This window comes from Bacterioplanes sp. CLAM21 (assembly GCF_059641015.1).
In genome coordinates this window covers 3490861-3508840 of sequence record NZ_CM184929.1, presented here as the reverse complement: position 1 = coordinate 3508840, position 17980 = coordinate 3490861, and the positions used below count along the sequence as shown (strand labels likewise).

16 protein-coding genes are annotated in these 17980 nt (G+C 51.2%); 6 read left to right on the top strand and 10 right to left on the bottom strand.

All coding sequences use genetic code 11. From position 1 onward, the window contains the following. Nucleotides 1–136: 136 nt before the first annotated feature. Both ampD and ampE read left to right on the top strand, forming a co-directional pair. A complete protein-coding gene (gene ampD / locus AC55FS_RS16040; protein WP_496933271.1) occupies nt 137–709 on the top strand; it encodes a 1,6-anhydro-N-acetylmuramyl-L-alanine amidase AmpD in 573 nt (190 codons plus the stop codon). Continuing rightward, nucleotides 706–1578: a regulatory signaling modulator protein AmpE gene (gene ampE, locus AC55FS_RS16035; RefSeq protein ID WP_496933270.1), complete on the top strand. Its 873-nt coding sequence runs from the start codon at nt 706–708 to the stop codon at nt 1576–1578. The genes ampD and ampE overlap by 4 nt, the downstream gene beginning before the upstream one ends. Here ampE and AC55FS_RS16030 read toward each other — a convergent pair. The 3 genes from AC55FS_RS16030 to AC55FS_RS16020 all read right to left on the bottom strand — a co-directional run bounded on the left by AC55FS_RS16030 (nt 1570) and on the right by AC55FS_RS16020 (nt 3381). Then, nucleotides 1570–2499, bottom strand: coding sequence for an ROK family protein (locus AC55FS_RS16030; protein WP_496933269.1), 930 nt, complete (start codon nt 2497–2499; stop codon nt 1570–1572). The two genes, ampE and AC55FS_RS16030, sit on opposite strands and share 9 nt — an antisense overlap. Before the next feature lie 10 nt (nt 2500–2509). Beyond that, the gene (locus AC55FS_RS16025) at nt 2510–2848 is read right to left on the bottom strand and encodes a PilZ domain-containing protein (RefSeq protein ID WP_496933268.1); all 339 of its coding nucleotides are present in this window, start codon (nt 2846–2848) and stop codon (nt 2510–2512) included. A gap of 140 nt (nt 2849–2988) precedes the next feature. Continuing rightward, on the bottom strand, nt 2989–3381 hold the full coding sequence (locus AC55FS_RS16020) for a globin (protein WP_496933267.1): 393 nt from the start codon (nt 3379–3381) through the stop codon (nt 2989–2991). A gap of 306 nt (nt 3382–3687) precedes the next feature. Between AC55FS_RS16020 and AC55FS_RS16015 the strand changes: the two genes are divergently transcribed. After that, on the top strand, nt 3688–4572 hold the full coding sequence (locus tag AC55FS_RS16015) for a cobalamin-binding protein (protein WP_496933266.1): 885 nt from the start codon (nt 3688–3690) through the stop codon (nt 4570–4572). A gap of 56 nt (nt 4573–4628) precedes the next feature. Continuing rightward, nucleotides 4629–7454 (top strand): ImpA family metalloprotease, encoded by a 2826-nt coding sequence (locus AC55FS_RS16010; RefSeq protein WP_496933265.1) that lies wholly within the window; start codon nt 4629–4631, stop codon nt 7452–7454. 155 nt (nt 7455–7609) lie between these two features. Here AC55FS_RS16010 and mqo read toward each other — a convergent pair whose 3' ends face one another. From mqo to AC55FS_RS15980, 6 genes are all read right to left on the bottom strand, one after another. Beyond that, nucleotides 7610–9088: a malate dehydrogenase (quinone) gene (mqo, locus tag AC55FS_RS16005; RefSeq protein WP_496933263.1), complete on the bottom strand. Its 1479-nt coding sequence runs from the start codon at nt 9086–9088 to the stop codon at nt 7610–7612. A gap of 438 nt (nt 9089–9526) precedes the next feature. After that, on the bottom strand, nt 9527–9934 hold the full coding sequence (locus AC55FS_RS16000; protein ID WP_496933262.1) for a BLUF domain-containing protein: 408 nt from the start codon (nt 9932–9934) through the stop codon (nt 9527–9529). Between the two features lie 52 nt (nt 9935–9986). Beyond that, nucleotides 9987–10679, bottom strand: a complete 693-nt coding sequence (locus AC55FS_RS15995; protein WP_496933261.1) for a 3'-5' exonuclease — start codon at nt 10677–10679, stop codon at nt 9987–9989. Next, entirely contained in the window at nt 10676–12577 is a 1902-nt protein-coding gene (locus tag AC55FS_RS15990) for a DUF294 nucleotidyltransferase-like domain-containing protein (protein WP_496933260.1), read from the bottom strand. The genes AC55FS_RS15995 and AC55FS_RS15990 overlap by 4 nt, the downstream gene beginning before the upstream one ends. Before the next feature lie 76 nt (nt 12578–12653). Then, on the bottom strand, nt 12654–14141 hold the full coding sequence (locus tag AC55FS_RS15985; protein ID WP_496933259.1) for a flavin-containing monooxygenase: 1488 nt from the start codon (nt 14139–14141) through the stop codon (nt 12654–12656). Between the two features lie 270 nt (nt 14142–14411). Beyond that, nucleotides 14412–14723 carry an MGMT family protein gene (locus AC55FS_RS15980; protein ID WP_496933258.1) on the bottom strand — a complete coding sequence of 104 codons (312 nt, stop codon included), beginning with the start codon at nt 14721–14723 and terminating at the stop codon, nt 14412–14414. A gap of 94 nt (nt 14724–14817) precedes the next feature. On the opposite strand from AC55FS_RS15980, the gene AC55FS_RS15975 reads away from it, so the two are divergent. Further along, entirely contained in the window at nt 14818–15450 is a 633-nt protein-coding gene (locus AC55FS_RS15975) for a hypothetical protein (protein WP_496933257.1), read from the top strand. A 205-nt stretch (nt 15451–15655) separates the two neighbouring features. On the opposite strand, the gene AC55FS_RS15970 is transcribed toward AC55FS_RS15975, so the two are convergent. After that, nucleotides 15656–16414 (bottom strand): SDR family oxidoreductase, encoded by a 759-nt coding sequence (locus AC55FS_RS15970; RefSeq protein WP_496933256.1) that lies wholly within the window; start codon nt 16412–16414, stop codon nt 15656–15658. A gap of 356 nt (nt 16415–16770) precedes the next feature. Here AC55FS_RS15970 and AC55FS_RS15965 point away from each other — a divergent pair, with 356 nt between their 5' ends. After that, the gene (locus tag AC55FS_RS15965; RefSeq protein ID WP_496933255.1) at nt 16771–17976 is read left to right on the top strand and encodes a CaiB/BaiF CoA transferase family protein; all 1206 of its coding nucleotides are present in this window, start codon (nt 16771–16773) and stop codon (nt 17974–17976) included. Nucleotides 17977–17980: the final 4 nt, after the last annotated feature.

The window sequence follows — 17980 nt, the reverse complement described above, 5'->3', positions numbered from 1 at the left end:
ATCGCCGTAACTCGGTTGGCACAACAGGGGTATTTGGCTGCCTTGTGGGAGCATTGCCCGGCTGCGACTATATCCATGATGGCGATGTATGCCAAACTTCGAGCTGTGATTGAGTTGAGAAATCAGAGGCTTAGGCGTGAAAATTGTTGACCATAGGTTACAGGATGCGACCTGGTGCTCATCGCCAAACTTCGGGCCGAGGCCGGACCCAGAGGATATTTCTTTATTGGTGCTGCACAACATCAGCTTGCCGCCTGGCCAGTTTGGCGGTGGATATGTACAGAAGTTCTTTCAGAATGGCTTGTCGCCTAGTGAGCACCCATATTTTGCCACCATCAGTTCGCTTCAGGTGTCGGCTCATGTGCTGATTGAGCGTGATGGCCAGATCACTCAGTTTGTCGCCTTCGATCAGCGTGCCTGGCATGCCGGTGTGTCAGAGTTTGCCGGGCGTAGTGATTGCAATGACTTTTCTATAGGTATCGAGCTGGAGGGTTGTGATCATCTGCCTTACAGTGATGCTCAGTATCAGCAGTTGGTAGAGCTGGCGACGGTACTGCAGCAAAGGTACCCCATCGCTCATCGAATAACAGGCCATGAGCACATTGCGCCCGGGCGTAAGACCGATCCGGGCCGCGCATTTGACTGGCGACGTCTAGCTGATGAATTGTCAGTTGCAGCGTTGCCGGCCACGGACTGGGAGGTTGTGTGAAGTTCTTAATTATTTTTCTGGCGTTGCTGGCGAAGAACCAGCTGCCACTGGCGACTCGCTCAACTCGTAGTCGCAGTTTTCGCTGGTGGCTGCAGCAGTGGCAGCGAACTGGCTGGTTTTCGCGCAGCTCGAGGCACCTTAAATATGCCTTGGTGGTGCTGTTGCCGGGCGCTATATTGGCCGGTGCTTTTTATTACAGTCAGTCCTGGGTTTGGGGCTTGCCTACGGCGCTGGCGGAGGTGGTATTGTTGGTGTATGTGCTGTCCCACATTGGTATTCGACAGCATCTCGATGAATATTGCCACGACTTGGCCCATGGTGATATTCAAGGCGCCTATCACTGCGCTGAGCGGCATTTGGCAGTGCCAGAAGTGGCCTTGAGTGATGATGCCGACAGTATGAATGAGCAGGTCATTCGCAGTTTGTTGCAGCGTTGGTTTGAATACTTCTTTTTAATGGTGTTCTGGTACCTGATAGCTGACGTCGCCGGTATTTTGTTAGCTTGGTTCAGTGTTCAATATGCCAGGGTGAGTGATTGTGACGAGCGCAGCTGGCGCTATTTACACTGGTTGGAATGGGTGCCGGTACGCCTTTTGGGGCTGACTTATGGCCTGGCGGGTAACTTTGTGCATGCCTTGCCGGTGTGGCAGCAGCACGTCTGGAAGCTCAATAATCACAGCGCCGATGTGCTATTTGATGTGGCCCATAGTGCCTTGCAGCACCATCGAACTGAAGAGCCTCAACCACTGGCCAGAGAAGGGCAGGAAGCGGTAGAGCAGTTAGAAGATTGGCACCAGTTGCATGTGCGCTGTTTGTCGATCTGGATGGTGGTGATTGCTCTAGCCACTATTGCCGGCGTGTTATTGTGAAGTGAAAGGCTGACCACCCAGCCAGGCAGCGCCACGGACGCCACTGGAGTCACCATGTTGGGCTTGCAGCAGTGGCGTCACCACCTGATCTGAGAAAACATAGTCTGACCACTGAGTGGGTATAGTGTCGTACAGAGACGCTATGTTTGATAGCCCACCACCTAAAACGATGGCGGCCGGGTCCATTATATTGACGATGCTCGCCAACGCTCTGGCTAGGCAACGTTGATAATAAGTCATTACCTTGAGCGCTTCGGCATCGCCCGTCAGCGCGAGTTGGTGCCAGTGTTCGGCACTGTGTTTTTGTCCGCTTATGCGCTCAGCGTGCTGGCTCATGCCTGGGCCTGAAACATAGGTTTCGATACAGCCCAATTTGCCACAGTAGCAGGGCAGCGGCTGATCGTTGGCATCGCTCCAAGGTAAAGGATTGTGCCCCCATTCTCCGGCAATGGCATTGGGGCCGCTGTGCAATTTTTGTTGGATGGCCCAGCCCCCACCGCAGCCGGTGCCAATAATCACGGCGAATACGCTGTTATAGCCCTCGCCTGCGCCGTCGCAGGCTTCGGACAGTGCCAAGCAATCGGCGTCGTTGGCGATACGCACCGGGGTTTTTGGCTTCAGCTTGTTATCCAAGTCTGACTGCAAACTCTGCCCGATTAAGCAAGTGGTATTAGCATTTTTGACTAAGCCGGTTTGTGGGCTAATGGCGCCTGGAATACCTAACCCCAACGAATAGCTTTCAGCACCTAGCAGCTCGCAAACCTGGTTTACCAATGAGGTAATGGCATCGACTATGGCGTCATAGTCATTATTTGGAGTGGCGATACGCTGTCTAAGGCGTTGTTGTCCGTGGCTATCGAGAGCGATGATTTCAGTTTTTGTGCCGCCTAGGTCGATGCCTAGGCGAATATGGTCGTGCATAGCTTGGCATTCAGCTCCGATAACTGTCGATCATGGTGTGTAGCATGTCATCGGGCTGGTGGATTTTGCAACCAGTGCCATACAGGCTGGGCGATATCTTGTCGCTCCAGACGACTTCGACTTCGCAATGGCCAGTGCGTCGACTGTCGACTTGTGGAGGGATATCGATGAGGTCCAGCTGAATACGTGTACCAGCAGGAAGTGCATCGTAGGTTGAGATCATCATGCCATCACTGGAACAGTCGACCATCAGGCCCAGGTATTCTTTGCTGTGATGTTCAAACACACTGACATTACTGTGCGGTACCCATCTGGGCTGCATGCGTTTATCGGCTGCTGCTGGTTTCATGGTGTACTCTCCGGCTGGGCTGAAGGCTAACTGCGGTTGTGATTATCAGAATAGCGCGAAGGTACTAGGGTGGGCGTAAAGCGACAGGATAGCCAGTTGGCGCTTCCTTGCGCCAAAGCATTGTGTTTTAAGCCTGGCCGTCAATACATGCTCTTGATCATATCGATACTGGGAGTCAGTGTGGAGCGCCAGACTTGTTCCAATTGAGCATCAAACTGCGGGTCATATTTGTGCAAGGTTTCAATCAGTGCATCCAGCCAGAAGCCATAATAGGACGGATGAATATTAAGCTTCTCGCGGCTGTGGCTTTCACCCAATGCACGAATCTTACTGTCGGACATGCCGCGAGAGTGCATCACCAGCCACATGATGCCGCCACGCAGTAAGCTGCGCTGGGAGGCCATGTCGGTATTGACGAACATTTCTCGGATGGCGTCGGACTTGCCCATAAAAGTGGCATAAAAGTCTTCAAAGAAGGCTGGGTTATTACAGCTACGGCCATAGCTTTGAAACACCTGATCTGGATCGACCATATTGGAATTCCTGCTGAGTTGATAAGGACGAGACTCGGAGGTCTTGTTATGGCCGAGGGCGCTCCGCCTCCTGAGCGGCGCGCAGGTTAATGTGGCTATCAGAAAAATGCAATGCCGACGGCGATAGAGGGCTGCGTCGGCCGCCTGTATCATTAAACAGTCCGAAACTGTCTCATGCTGTGGCGGTATTTGAATCTTTGCTGCGATACACTAACACCCGTTCGTCGAATTTTGGTGTGTGTACTGCAACGTTGAATTGTATGAGTTGATATGTATTACGAGTGCTTTGTGTCATGGAGGATGTTTATGCCCTGGAGAGTAATACTGCTGTGGTGCTTGAGTACTCAATGTGTGCTTTCTCTATCTATGATCGATGATCAAGGACAAGTGTTTGAGTTTGGCCGTCCAGCACAACGAATCGTCAGTTTGATGCCGCACGGCACTGAGTTGCTGTTTGAGTTGGGGGCAGGAGATCGCTTAGTGGGGGTGGTTGAATACTCAGACTTTCCTGAAGCGGCAAGGCAAATCCCTCGTGTTGGTAGTGCCTCTGGGCTAAATGTTGAGCGTATCGTGGCACTGCAGCCAGATGTTGTCTTGGCATGGCCGCAAGACAATAGTCATCGAGATCTGTTACGCCTGCAGCAATTGGAACTGCCCGTGTTTCAACTGCAGTCCAATAGCTATGAGGATATAGCACGCAACCTGCAAATGCTGGGCGAGTTGGTTGGGAAGGCAAGTGCGGGGCAGGCTATGGCGCAGCAGTTTCGCCAACAAGTGGCAGAGTTACGCCAGCACTATCAGTCACGCCCGGCTGTTAGCGTGTTCTATCAAGTATGGAATGCCCCTTTGATGACTCAAAATGGTGACACCTTTATATCACGCGCGATCGAACTATGTGGGGGGCGCAATGTATTTGCCAAGCTGCCATTGCAGGCGCCTCAGATAAGCATTGAAGCGGTGTTGGAGGTCGACCCTGAGGCGATAGTTGCTTCCGCGACAGTCGCTGGAAGGCCTCAATGGTTGGATGAATGGCAGCGCTTTTCCTCTCTGGCAGCGGTACAATCTCAAAGTCTGTACCATATTCCCCCAGATTTGTTTAACCGCCCGACACTACGGTTTCTGCAGGGGACACGACAATTGTGTCAGCAGCTGGAGAAAACTCGGCAGTGGCGGGCAACCCGTCTGCGCTGAGCGTAGACTCAGCAGTTGCAGTGCTGGTTATGTATGGTCGAAGAAAGCGAGTTGGTATGAAGTGGATGGTAGCGACTCTGGTGATATTACTGTTAGCGGGCTGTGGTAGTGGCTCCCGCTCGGATAGCAGCAGAGATGATAACGACAAAGGACAGCAGCCTGGTCAGCATGACAACGGTTCTGGCACTGGTGGTGATGGGCAATCAGGTGACGGCGACTCTGTTGTGGAAACTCCGGATGATCGTCAAATTAGCCCAGTTTATGCTGGTATTGAAAGTGAGCAGCAGACCTTGCTGGAGCAGTCGTTGGATAGCGGGGTGTTAGTCGAAGGCGTTGAGTTTAAGCAGCTGCTACAAGTCGCTTTGAATCAACTCGAACTTGATCAGCACAAGTTTGAAGCCATGCAAAAAGCTCTGCAGATTGATGGAATTAGTTGGCAGCTTCCTACCACCGCTGCGCGTCTAGGTACGCGCTTTGGCCACAGTGCACCTGTGCTGGTGAGTAACCGAAGCCAAAGTAGCGAAGAGGCTGGTAATAATCAGCATTCCGTTTTTGCTGCTGTGAGTGGTCGGGACACTCATCGACAGTTGGTGTTGGGTGCCAATCCGTTGGCATCGGTAGGACAAGACTTTAATGCTGCATTAAACAAGTGGTTGCGTAGTAGCTTGGTCTGGCTGGCTAAGCGCGATCCTGCCGACAGAGCCCCTTTAAATATTGTGCTGGCCCATCTTGATGAGAACGAAGACTTCGCGACTCGTACCTGGTTATCGAGCTACTTCGATGGCAGTACTTACAACGTAGCCAAGCAATGTGACGGTGAGCAGCTTGCTGCCTGCATAACTCCCGGTGTTGACGTGCTGGTACTGTCCCAGCATGGCGGGGCCAGGGAGGCAGCGCATGTGTTGGCCGCGATTAAGCAAGCGCAGCAGCAAGGAACTGGCGTCCTATATCTGCAGCAAGGTGTGCCGAACGTCATCGGTGCTGCTGTTCTGGATGTATTGCAGGTGGACTACGCCGGTAACAATGAGGATGGTAGCTATCGCATCGAAGATCTGGATATGACTCCCTTGATAGGTGCCTTGCCAGTTGCTGAAGCGAGTATTCAGCAGATGGTGCAAACCCTGCTTAACGATAGTGCTGAGTTTGATTTCAGCCGTTGTAAAGAAGGCGATTGTATCGGTGTGCCAGGTTTCTACGATCAGTTCTGGAGAGGTGCTCAGACTTTGCGCGCTCAGTTGAATCAAAGTGATGCCGACAATCATTTTATATTTGAAAATGACGTTAGTGGCTGGCTCCCTTGGTTGGTATTGGCTGGGGATGCAGCCCGGCAAGCCGTTAGATATCCGATGGACAGAGTCGATACAGCAGCGCAAGACTTCTTGCGTGCCATGTTTGCTGATGTCAGTGTGTACTACTCACGAATGCAAGCAGCTGCCGCACCAGATCTTGGCGTGTTTAGTCGCAGCGATTTTTCTCACATTACACCAACCAGTCTGTCACTAGAATTCGCCAGCAGACAGCCGTTCAGAGCCGCAGGCGTGTATGTTTTACCGGGACAGCGTGTGTCCATAACGCGTGTTGATCAAAGTCCAACAGTGGTAACGGCATTCGTTAACAGTGTGAATGACGCAGCCACGCGTTGGTGGTACGGACGAAACCAATATAATCGCCCGCGTTTCTTACAGTCGGCGGAGATACGCCTTGAACCTCGTAAAACAGTACAGTTGATTTCACCCTACGGTGGTCCATTGCAGCTGGGGTTTAGTGACAATGGTAGTCAGGTGAAGGTACTGGTAGAAAATATAGGTCAGCACCCATTTTGGAGTAGCAAAGAAGACAGCTCGACTTTTTTCGGTGCTTTATTAGATGATAATTACGATTGGGCAGAGCTATCGACCCCTTACTTTGAAATACATTCAAGACGAAGCAATATGCAATCGTCTGTCAAAGACTGGTCTTTTGTTCCCCATGATCTGGCAGAAGCTGCTAGTCGTTACAGTGATCGTATGCCATATCTGTTGGCGGGGTATCAGGGTGAGGGTATTGAGGAGCGCGAGGAGGTCCTTAGCTTTGCGTTACAACTTGGCATTGATCTGCCCACTCGGCGGTATGTTCAACACATGAATGCTGACCAGGCTAGTTGTGGCTGGGGCTGTCCTGGTAACCCTTATGATGCTAATTGGCACTTTTCGCCCATTGGCCATGGCGATTTGCATCAACTTGGTCGTGCTTTAACGTCACCCCGTTTTCGTTTTGATGGCTGGGGAGAGCATATGGCGACCAACTTATACTCTTACTACAGCAAATATCGTTACTTCCTGGATAGCGGTAAAGAGCCAGAATGTCAGGCATTGCCTTTTCGAGATTTTTTTAATGCCATCGTTGCTGCTCAGCGGACGGACGATCCAATAGCTGCTATTCAACAACAGCAGCTTACTCGTTGGACGCATGGTGCGGCAGTATACTTACAGCTAATGATGGCTGCTCAATCACAAGGTGCCATGCTAGATGGCTGGATGTTGTTGCCACGATTACATTTGTTAGAGCAGCAATATGCTCATGCGATTAGTAGCAATCGTCGTTGGTTGGAGCAGCGTGCAGCCTTGGGTTTTGGTTCTGTTCCGTGGTCCATCGTGCAGAGCATCAGTGCGACCGATTGGTTGATCGTGTCCATGTCATTGGCACTGGAGCGAGACGTTCGTTCTTTTTTGGCAATGTATGGTATTTCATCAACAAACGAACTAGTGCAACGCAGTATCAGTGCTATGACGTTACCGCCTTTGCAGTTGCGCGTTTATGCATCAGGGTCTCAAGACTACTGTAAAGGCTTACAGCACGAAGCATTGGCGGTTGATGGTAGTGCTAATTGGCCAACCGACTGACAGTATGCTTTAACGAGACCACTGTATTGATGTAAGTGGTGTTTTTTCGCCAATCTACTGATGCACAGTGGTTTGCTACAGGCGCTTATATTTCACCGTTCAATGGTGCAGCGTAAAAAGCCAGTGATAAAACTGGCTTTTTACTGGCTACTGTCCTAACCAAGTTGTAGCGTCGACAGTGTTCTCTGGCGGGTTGATTTCAGCAGCTCAGCATCGTCTACCAGTGAATGACCATAGGATGGGATCATTTGCTGCAAGCGCTCAGTCCAACCATTTTGCAGTTGCTCAGCAAAACAGCGCTCTAATACTTCTAGCATGGCTTTCACGGCCACCGAAGCACCTGGCGATGCACCTAACAATGCAGCGATGCTGCCATCTTTGGAAGCCACCAGCTCGGTGCCAAATTCGAGTTTGCCGCGCCCTTGAGTGTCGCGCTTAATGATTTGCACCCGTTGACCGGCATCCGCCAGGGTCCAATCGCTGTCTTTGCACTCCGGGAAGTAGTTTCTCAGCGAGGCACAACGTTCGTCGTGGGATTGCATCACTTCACTGATCAGATATTTGGTCAGGTCCATGTTGTTCATGCCCACCGACATCATCGGAATCATGTTGCTAATGGATACCGACTTTAACAGATCCAGCTTGGAGCCTTTTTTCAGGAACTTGGTGGTAAAACCAGCAAAGGGGCCAAACAGCAGCGCAGGTTCACCGTTGATGATGCGGGTATCGAGATGGGGAACCGACATAGGCGGCGCGCCAATCGCAGCCTTGCCATACACCTTGGCATGATGGCGTTTGACTATGTCCTGGTCTTTACACACTAGCCATTGGCCAGACACGGGAAAGCCGCCATAGCCATTCGCTTCTTCAACGCCAGAGGCTTGCAGTAGAGGCAGGGCGCCACCGCCAGCACCAAGGAACACAAAGCGCGCGTTGACCATTTTGTTTTTACCGCTGACTCTGTCTTCCAGCTCAACATTCCAACTGCCGTCGGTTTGTTTACTGAAGTCTTCAACCTGATGGCTTAACAGCAGCTCAAATTGTTCGCTGTTTTGCAGTTGCGCCACCATGTTACGTGTCAGGGAGCCAAAGTCGACATCGGCACCGTAGGCAACGCGGGTGGCAGCAACCGGCTCAGAGGTATTACGGCCAGCCATGACCAGTGGCATCCACTCGGCTAAAACTGCAGGGTCTTCACTGTATTCCATATCGGCAAACAGGTGATGGGCAGACAGCAAACGATGGCGCTCACGCAGGAAGGCAACGTTGTCTTCACCCCAAACAAAGCTCAGATGTGGAGTCGTATTAATGAAATTTTTAGGCTCAGGCAGGCCACCGTTTTCAACCAGATGACTCCACAGCTGCAGTGAAACCTCAAAGTTCGCATTGATGGTCAATGCCCGATCAATAGCAACGCTGCCGTCGTCATTTTGTGGTGTGTAGTTGAGCTCACAGTAACCGGCGTGGCCTGTACCGGCATTGTTCCAGCCATCGGTGCTTTCATGAGCAACATGATCCAGTCGCTCCACCATGGCCAATTTTAACGTTGGGTCCAGACGGCTTAGCAGGGTACCTAACGTGGCGCTCATTACGCCGCCGCCGACCAGGAGCACATCGACTGATTGTGTAGTCATCGCGATTTCGCCTTTGTTAAATCAAAATCTGGTGCGTTTCGTTACGTAGTTTCGCTAGCAACTTGTGGTTGCCAGCAAGATGGTTGCGCAAGACCATGCATCTAACTCGACAAGCCACTTAAAAGCGGTAGCCTCGGTGTTGTTACTGTGAGGCAGTTACCATCAACGCAGTGTAGCTGGCTGAGATCGGGTCTGATGCTTGTCCGTCATCGCCCTATGGCGGGCTTTGATTGACAAAACGCGAATTCAGTTCGCACCTGAAACTGCTGCTTGGGTGGCCGTCCGTCGGCCAGGGAATGTGCGGGTAGGTGATTCTATGCACCGACCCAAGCATTCATCAGGATGCGATAAATGCCGGGAAATTAACGGAAAAGTGCTAGAGGGTCAATTGCCGATCAGGCAATGTCCTGACTGTTGGCGGTGATTGCTGAGTGGCAGCTACCTAGTGGTGAGGGCTTGTAAAAAGGCCACCGCGCTGCGTGCACTCATACGATAGGGGTTAAAGTCATCATTATCGGAGAAACGAAACGACAATGTCTGGATCAGCTTGGAGTCCGGTATGTACTTCATCGCCCACTGATCAAACAGGCGCATATCTACCTCGGTGTATTCCACCAGCGTACAGTGGCGATGACGTGTATCGGCAGCGATGGTGTTGTACATCATATTCACTTGCTCGCGCGGCCCTTCCAGGCATTGCAAAAAAAACTTGCGGTTAAAACACAGAACACCACTAAGCCCTAATTTAGGGTTGTTGTGGTGAGCGGCAGCCATCATGGCTTCAATGTCGCTATCCGAGCACTCGTCTGTTTTACTGCTGGCATAAATCAATCGCGTCAGGTACATAGCACACCTCCCTTGTTTTCCTGACGATAGCCCAATCCTGTGGCGACTCAAGTCAAAGCCATAATTCGCCTACGGGTGTGTGGTCGCGATATTGATACGCCAGTTGCGCCAGCAATAGCTCGGCAGTGGCTATGGCGTCACTTAAGGCGCGATGGGGTGGATAATACGGCAGCGAATAGCGTTGGCGGCAGTCTCCCAGACGCACTGAACCCAGTGGCCGGCGTAGTACTCGTCCGAGCAAACCCTGGCGGGCCCTTAGAGCGCGAAGCTCAAGCTCCATGGTGTCGATCACCGGGAACTGTATGTCCTCTTGCAGCCGGGTTAACAGTGCGTGGCTGAAAAAACTGCGCTCGATATGGCGGTGATGCACCACCACCACTTTACCGGCCAAGGCATCGAGCACGGGCTCAAGAATACGCTCCAGATCCGGTGCCGAACGCACTTTGCTATGGGTAATGCCGTGAATAATAACCGACTCTTCTTCCAGCGGTTGATCAGGCTTTACCAGCCACTCGTGGGCATCGCGTAAAAAAATACGCTGCACGGAAAAGGGCACTAAGCCGATGCTAACAATGGCGTCGTGCTGGGCATCTAAGCCGGTGGTTTCAAAATCCAACGCCACCAGAGGCACTTCGTCAATAGCGGTATCGGCACTAACGCAGCCATGGCTGTAATAACGCTGCAAGCGAATATCACGAGCTTGCGCTTCCAGTTGCTGAAAGTGCTCACACCAGTTGAGGCTCATCGAATGGCGCCTTTATTGCTGGCGTGATAACGAAACTTCAAAAATGCCTGGGCCCGATCCAATACTTGAAAGGCTTCTTTTAAATTGCGTCGCTCAAAGGCTGACAGTGACTCTGGCTCGATATTGTTATCCGGACTTTGATCGTTCTCAATGTCTTGAGCCTGATAGCGAATGCGCACCATGGCAATGTATTCCAGTGCGTCACTTAAATCCTGGCCTTTTTCCGGTGGCAAGATTTTAGCGCGAATAATATCTTCTAAGCGTTCAAACGAATTCTGTGCACGCGAACCAATGGCCAGGGCGTGTACTCGGATAACATCCGATAGTGGAGCTGTACCGCGACGTTTTAAATTAATAGACGGCCGATGCTGGCCATCTTGCTCCATCACAAAACCTTTAAAAAAGCCGAGCGGTGGAGTGCGACTTAACGCATTGCGCGCCAAGTAATTAAGAAATCGTGTATTATTTTTTGCAGTTTTTGCAATAAAGCCTTGTAGATCACGCGCCCATTTGGTTTTTCCCCAAACACCGTCTAAGTCGAAGAAAATCGAACTGTGTAGCAGCGCCTGCGGAGATGGATTTTCGATCCAATCAGCAAACCGTTGCTGCCACTGTGAGCGCGTGAGACGCCACTCAGCGTTAGTCGCCATAATGTCGCCATCACAATAGCTATAACCGCAGGCATTAAGGCCATCACAGACATAATGAGCAAGTTGCGTAAAATAATCGCTGTGCAGACTGTCGTCATAACGATCATCTAAAATAATGGCGTTGTCTTGGTCGGTAACGATGAGCTGTTCGTCGCGGGCCATGGAACCGAGTGCCAAAAAGCAATAAGGCACAGGCGGAGGGCCAAGCTCACTCTCTGCCATTTCTAGCAACTTTTGTTTAAAAGAACGGCCGATCACGGCCATGGCGGAGCCAATCATGTGTGAGTTGGCATCTTCCTTCACCATACGCACGAATACCGCAGGCAGCTGTTTGGCCAGCTGAGTCAGCTCATCGAGACTCTGCTGGGCAAAAATACTGCGTACCAGCAGCAAACTGCTTTGCGATTCGTGCTGCACCAGATCAGACATAGCAATAACACCGATCGGACGCCGCCGGTGCACCACTGGCAAGTGATGCAGATTATGGCGCAGCATAGTAAGCATGGCTTCAAACACATAGGCATTGTCGTCGATCAGCACCATATCAGTGGACATGACTTCACCCACCACGGTTGAGGGCGGTCGTTGTTCAGCCAGTACTCGCATGCGTAAATCGCGGTCCGTGAGTATGCCGACTACTTGACCATCATCGTCGTCTGGATCGCTACTGATGGGCTGGTCAGGATCGGTTACTAATACCGACGACACCTGGTGCTCGGTCATTAATTGCGCTGCTTCAGTCACGCTGGCATGACGTTCTAGAGTGACGGCTTCACGTTGAATTAAGGCACTGATTTTAACCGTGGTCAGATCATTATTATCAGCCTGGCTAGACAAGGTATTTCTGAGTATTGAGCTACCTTCGGCCTCAAAAAACTCGGAAAAATCTTCAAAACGATCACAAAAGCTGGCGAATAACTCGGCTGGTATGCAATACAGCAAGGTGTCTTCTAACGTTCGAGCAGGAAAACGCACCCGTCGGTTCATCATCAAGCCCATTTGGCCAAAGACATCGCCTTCTGACAGTCGGTTGTATAGCTCACCATTACGACGATAGGTTTCAACCGCACCGCTGCGAATCACATAGAGATCCTGAATGGGGTCGCCGTATTTGAGAATGTCTTGCTGGCTGCGGAAATAGGAAATTTCCGTCTCCTGGGCCAGTTCGGCCAGTGCCTCTTCTGGCAGATCGTCAAACGGGGAAAAGCGCTGGAAAAAGTGGACAATGTCCTGAAGTTCGGCCTGCATAACAATGGCTGCGTATCGCGTAGGTTACCGGCAGGCTAGCATGGCCAGCGATGAATTTCACGGCTGGCCGTTGTGCTTATTGCGGTTGTGGTGTGGTTAATGCCTTTTTGTCGACAGGTTGGCTGTATTCTAAGTTGGGGTCATCTAAGTTGGCTAACTTGAGCAGCAGCATATCGAGAAAGTAGTTTTGATACAGTTTCCAAGGGCGCACTGATCCTTGTTTCGGCAGCTGCTCTTTTACTCGGGCAATATAGCCTGATTGCATATCGATAAACGGCCTACGTGTGACGGATGACAATCGATTGCGTGGTACCACTAGGCGCATGCCCTTGGCATCCATATGCCGAATAAGGCGGCAGACATAGTTAGAAATCAGGTCGGCTTTTAATGTCCAGGAGGCATTGGTGTAACCAAAGACCATGGCCATATTGGGTAGGTTTTCGAACATGACGCCGCGATAGCTCATGCTGTCGCTGGGAATAAATGCTTCACCATCAATGCTCACATCCATATTGCCGAGCATCTGAATATTGAGTCCGGTGGCGGTAATAATAATATCGGCAGCTATTTCTTGGCCCGATACTAGACGAATACCGGTTTCGGTAAAGCAATCAATGCTATCGGTGACGACCGAGGCTTTTTGCTGTTCAATGGCTTTAAATAAATCGCCATCGGGCACGGCGCACAGTCGTTCATCCCAAGGCGCATATTTAGGCGTGAAATTATGCATGTCGTAGTCGTTGGGCAGCTGTTTGCGTACCGTCCATTGTAAAAAGCGCCTGGCTGCCTGAGGAAAACGTTTGCAGAAGCGATAAATGGCTAAGGTGATCGAGATATTGCGGCCGCGAATCAGTTTATACGCCCAAGTATCAGGCAGACATTTCCGCAGCAGTGTCACCATGGCGTCTTGCTGCGGCACTGTGATGACATATGACGGTGAACGTTGCAGCATAGTGACGTGCGCGGCGTGCTGCGCCATGGCCGGTACTAAAGTGACCGCCGTTGCTCCACTGCCGATCACCACGACTTTTTTACCGTTATAGTCGTAATTTTCTGGCCAATGCTGCGGATGGATAATGTCGCCTTTAAATGCATGTTGGCCATTAAACTTGGGAGTAAAGCCCTGTTGGTAATTGTAATAACCGGTACAACCGAGTAAAAATTGGCAGCGCAAGGTGCGAACGGAGCCATTGGCTTGGGATACTTCAAGGGTCCAACAAGCGCTATTGCTACAGAAATTGGCCGCTGTTACCCGCTGTTGATACTGAATGTGTGGCTCTATATCGTGCTCAGATGCGGCTTCTTTGATGTATTCACGAATATCTTCGCCATCGGCGATGCCTTTTTTATTTTTCCAAGGTTTAAAGCTATAACCCAGAGTGAACATGTCGGAATCTGAGCGAATACCTGGGTAGCGAAACAAGTCCCAGGTGCCGCCGATGGCTTGTCTACTTTCCAAAATGGTGAAGGTTTTGTTGGCGCACTGCTGTTTTAGGTGGCAGGCAGCCCCAATGCCAGACAAGCCGGCGCCAATAATAATAATGTCGAAGTATTCAGAAGCCATAACCAGCCGCTCCATAGGTGGAATGCTCGCACTGTGACGTAATTTAGCACCGTACAACAGGTGCGAGTCTGACAGTTTGTGAACCTATCACGTTTGGTTTATCAGCCGGATAACATCATCTTGCTCATCGCGTGGACTGCCATCGACAGTAATAACACCGAGTAGCCTTGAGGTGTTCAGGCATAGGGCTATTGGCTACTAACACGGCGATTCGCTCGGTCTATTTAACATTGATCGCTTTTCAGCGGGTGATTCAGCGCCAAGTGTGCGTCAATTTGGCCATTGGTAGCGTGCTAAGCGAATTCGCAGCTGCCGTACTTCAACGCCATCTAAACGCAATCGCTCGGCTTGCTCACGAGCTTTGTCCGAATGCTCTGGAAAGCTGATGCGACCGCTGGCGTTGATCACTCTATGCCATGGCAGGCGTGTATCAGCCGGTAATTGCTTGAGCATTTGCCCTACCCAACGTGCCTGGCGCGGCCAACCACACAGTCGGGCCAGCTGGCCGTAGGTCACGACGTAGCCTGCTGGAATACTGGCCAGAGCTGTATATAGGCGCTGTTGAGGAGAGATGTCGTCCATTGTGCGTTGCTATCACTGAGTTGGTACGAAAGCTGCGTTAATCGCTAAATAAGTCGAACAAGGTTACCAGCTTCACAGTCACAGGACGACGCTTATGCAGCTTAAAGATACCTCACAGTTAATGGTTTCAGCGCTTAAGCCATTGGTGCAAGCGCAGCAGCCTAATAAAACAGCTAGCTCTAGCGGTGATTCTTTGCCTGCTAGTGGCGATTCAGTGTCTGTGCAGCGGCCATCCGTTGCCACCGATATAGAGCGCACGGCCAAACTGGCCTTGCCTGAACTCAAGTTGCCAAGCCAAGCTGATGTCGACACCTTCCAGCAGGATTTTCAGCGTGCTATGACCAAAGCCAATATCGACTGGTCTGGAAAAATTGAGCTGACCATGAATGCTGAGGGCAAAGTGACGGTTAAAGGCGACCATCCGGATAAGGCTCGTATTGAGGCCCTGTTTGAGCAGAATTCTGATTTGCAGCAAGGGTTTGTTAAAGCCGACATGGTGCAAAGCTTTCGCAAGATTCAACAGATTCATGATCAGCGTCAGCAAATGCTTAACAATGGTGCTAGTGAAGAGGCCGCCAATCAATGGTTGGTTGATCAAGTGATGCGCATTACCTCCAAACCGGCCTCGCTCACCATGGTGGATGGCAAGGTACGTCATTCGGACTCTCAGCAACAGGATGGGTTGGCAGCCATGGAGCGTTTGCAGATTAAATACGGCAGCGCCTGAACGGGTGTTAACCACCAGGCGTACGACATGAAAGGCAGAGGCAAGGCATCCAGGTCAAAGCTTATAGGCGCCTCAATTGAGCCAAAGAATGTTGTTTTAATGGCGTCGTTATTATTGGATTGATCAGACGCATACAGTGCATCGCAGCTATCGGGTCGTTAATAAATACCAGGGCTTTGCATCAACAAAGCCCTGCATGCCAGCACTACAAACGCAGGCCGCCATCAACTTCGATCACCCGACCAGAGACATAGTCATTTTCCAGCAAATAAGCCACTGTGTGGGCAATTTCATCAGGTTGGCCCATACGTTTTGCAGGAATGCCTGCGGTCATTTTCTCCAACGCTTCAGGTTTCATGCCGGCGGTCATATCTGTGGCGATAAACCCTGGAGCAATGGCGTTGGCTCGAATACCGTAACGTGATAGTTCCTTCGACCAAACAACCGCTAAGCTAGCAACGCCCGCTTTGGCCGCAGAATAATTGCTCTGGCCCATATTGCCGGCGCGTGAGATCGACGAAATATTAATAATGCAGCCACCTTGCTGACCTTCGATCATGCGAATGGCAGCTTCACGCCCGCATAAAAATACCCCAGTTAGGTTTACATCAATGACCGCTTGCCACTGCGCCAAGCTTAATTTGGTAATGTCACCATCTTTGGCTTTAACCATTAAACCATCACGCAAAATACCGGCGTTATTGATTAACCCATGCAGGCCACCTAATTGCTGGCTAATGGCACTGAAGGTTTCTTCAACTTGAGCTTCATCGGTGACGTTGCAAACGAAACTGGCCGCTTCTGAGCCGGCTTCGGCAGTCAGACGGCAGGTTTCATTGAGCTGATCTTGGTCGAGGTCGATCAGTGCCAGCTTGGCTCCTTGAGCGGCTAAATAAACCGCCATGGCCCGGCCAAGCCCCTGGCCACCGCCGGTAATTGCGATGACTTTGCCTGGTATTTTCATAGTGATCTCCTTTGGAGGTTAAGCAATCGATAACTCTGCTGGGCCTCAAACAGCGCGGGCGCACAGCAGGATAGGGCAGACGATGTTGCTGGGGCCAAAACCACGAAACACTATTGGCCTTGTCTGCGGTGCTCCTTGCGACGCTCTGATTATAGGGCAATTCGAGACAGGCTGGTTGAGTCACGACGTCGGTTCAGGAATGACAGGATTAATCTTTTTGTCATCTGCCGGTTTGCTTGCCGTAGCAATGTGCACATGATTGAGCAAATTGGCCAATGAAAATGCGCATTTCCCACCTTGTTAGCGGCGAGGGTGAGCGGTAGCGTCAGTCTCTTTTAATGATCAAGAGGTGTGGCATGTTACCGCTTACTGGAGTCACCGTGGTGGACCTGTCGCGACTGTTGCCCGGGCCGCTGTGCACCATGTTTTTAAGAGATATGGGAGCACGGGTTATTAAAGTAGAAGACACAGCGGGTGGTGATTATCTGCGCCATTTAGGCATGCCCAGCGGCCAAGTGAACCCAGTGTTCGATATTCTTAATGCCAATAAAGAATCCATTAGCTTGGATTTAGCTCAATCACAGGGGAGGCAATTGCTGAAGCAGTTGCTGCAGCAAGCCGATGTCTTACTAGAGAGTTTTCGCCCCGGTGTTATGCAGCGTTTGGGGTTGGATTATTCATCATTAACGAACATCAACCCGCAGTTAGTGATGTGCTCGCTGAGTGGTTATGGCCAAACAGGCCCTTGGGCCCAGCTGGCAGGTCACGATATGAATTATTGTGCCACGGCCGGTGTGTTAGATCAGTGTGGCCGTAAAGACTCTGAGCCGGCGTTGGCAAATTTTCAAATGGCCGACATTGCAGGAGGTGCTCAAAGCGCTGCCATGGCTATTTTGGCGGCTTTGTTTGCCCGCTTGCAGCGCCAGCATAACGGCCAGCCAGCAACAGGAGAGTATTTGGATATCTCCATGACCGACTGCCTGTTTAATGCTCATGTTATACCGTTATCCATGTGCAATCTTACTGGCGACAGCGCCGCTCGCGGTGATGACATGTTGACCGGCCAGTGCCCCAACTACGATGTGTATGCCACCCGCGATGGCCGCTACATGGCCATGGCAGCGTTAGAGAAGAAATTCTGGCAACGCTTTTGCCAAGCTATTGACCAGCCCAGCTGGGTAGAGCGTTATGGCCAAACAGGGCAAGCCGCGCAAATACTGCGTGATGATCTAAGGCAATTATTTGCCAGCGAAACCCAGCAATACTGGGCGCAAAAGTTATTGTCGGCAGATTGTTGCGTCACCCCAATTCTCAGCGTCAGTGACGCATTTGAGCAGCCGCAGCTGATGGCACGAGACATGTTGCACACTCTGACCAATGCCCAAGGTCAAACATGGCGATGCGCAGCGCCGGCCTGGTCTTTTTCTGGCCAGCGCTTTTGTCCCTCTGGTGGCGGTCCTGCCCAAGGGCAGCATAGCCAATCGATTTTGGAGCAACTGGGGCATGGAGCAGACGTTGTTAATCAATGGGCAGAACAGAAAATTATTCGAATCACACAATAACAAG

Bases quoted from the DNA above. Each gene is read 5' to 3' on its own strand.
- AC55FS_RS16015 (WP_496933266.1), top strand. From the start codon at position 3,688: ATGCCCTGGAGAGTAATACTGCTGTGGTGCTTGAGTACTCAATGTGTG.
- AC55FS_RS15975 (WP_496933257.1), top strand. From the start codon at position 14,818: ATGCAGCTTAAAGATACCTCACAGTTAATGGTTTCAGCGCTTAAGCCA.
- AC55FS_RS15970 (WP_496933256.1), bottom strand. From the start codon at position 16,414: ATGAAAATACCAGGCAAAGTCATCGCAATTACCGGCGGTGGCCAGGGG.
- AC55FS_RS16010 (WP_496933265.1), top strand. From the start codon at position 4,629: ATGAAGTGGATGGTAGCGACTCTGGTGATATTACTGTTAGCGGGCTGT.
- AC55FS_RS15980 (WP_496933258.1), bottom strand. From the start codon at position 14,723: ATGGACGACATCTCTCCTCAACAGCGCCTATATACAGCTCTGGCCAGT.
- AC55FS_RS16030 (WP_496933269.1), bottom strand. From the start codon at position 2,499: ATGCACGACCATATTCGCCTAGGCATCGACCTAGGCGGCACAAAAACT.
- AC55FS_RS15990 (WP_496933260.1), bottom strand. From the start codon at position 12,577: ATGCAGGCCGAACTTCAGGACATTGTCCACTTTTTCCAGCGCTTTTCC.
- AC55FS_RS16020 (WP_496933267.1), bottom strand. From the start codon at position 3,381: ATGGTCGATCCAGATCAGGTGTTTCAAAGCTATGGCCGTAGCTGTAAT.
- mqo (WP_496933263.1), bottom strand. From the start codon at position 9,088: ATGACTACACAATCAGTCGATGTGCTCCTGGTCGGCGGCGGCGTAATG.
- AC55FS_RS15965 (WP_496933255.1), top strand. From the start codon at position 16,771: ATGTTACCGCTTACTGGAGTCACCGTGGTGGACCTGTCGCGACTGTTG.
- AC55FS_RS15995 (WP_496933261.1), bottom strand. From the start codon at position 10,679: ATGAGCCTCAACTGGTGTGAGCACTTTCAGCAACTGGAAGCGCAAGCT.
- AC55FS_RS15985 (WP_496933259.1), bottom strand. From the start codon at position 14,141: ATGGCTTCTGAATACTTCGACATTATTATTATTGGCGCCGGCTTGTCT.
- AC55FS_RS16025 (WP_496933268.1), bottom strand. From the start codon at position 2,848: ATGAAACCAGCAGCAGCCGATAAACGCATGCAGCCCAGATGGGTACCG.
- AC55FS_RS16000 (WP_496933262.1), bottom strand. From the start codon at position 9,934: ATGTACCTGACGCGATTGATTTATGCCAGCAGTAAAACAGACGAGTGC.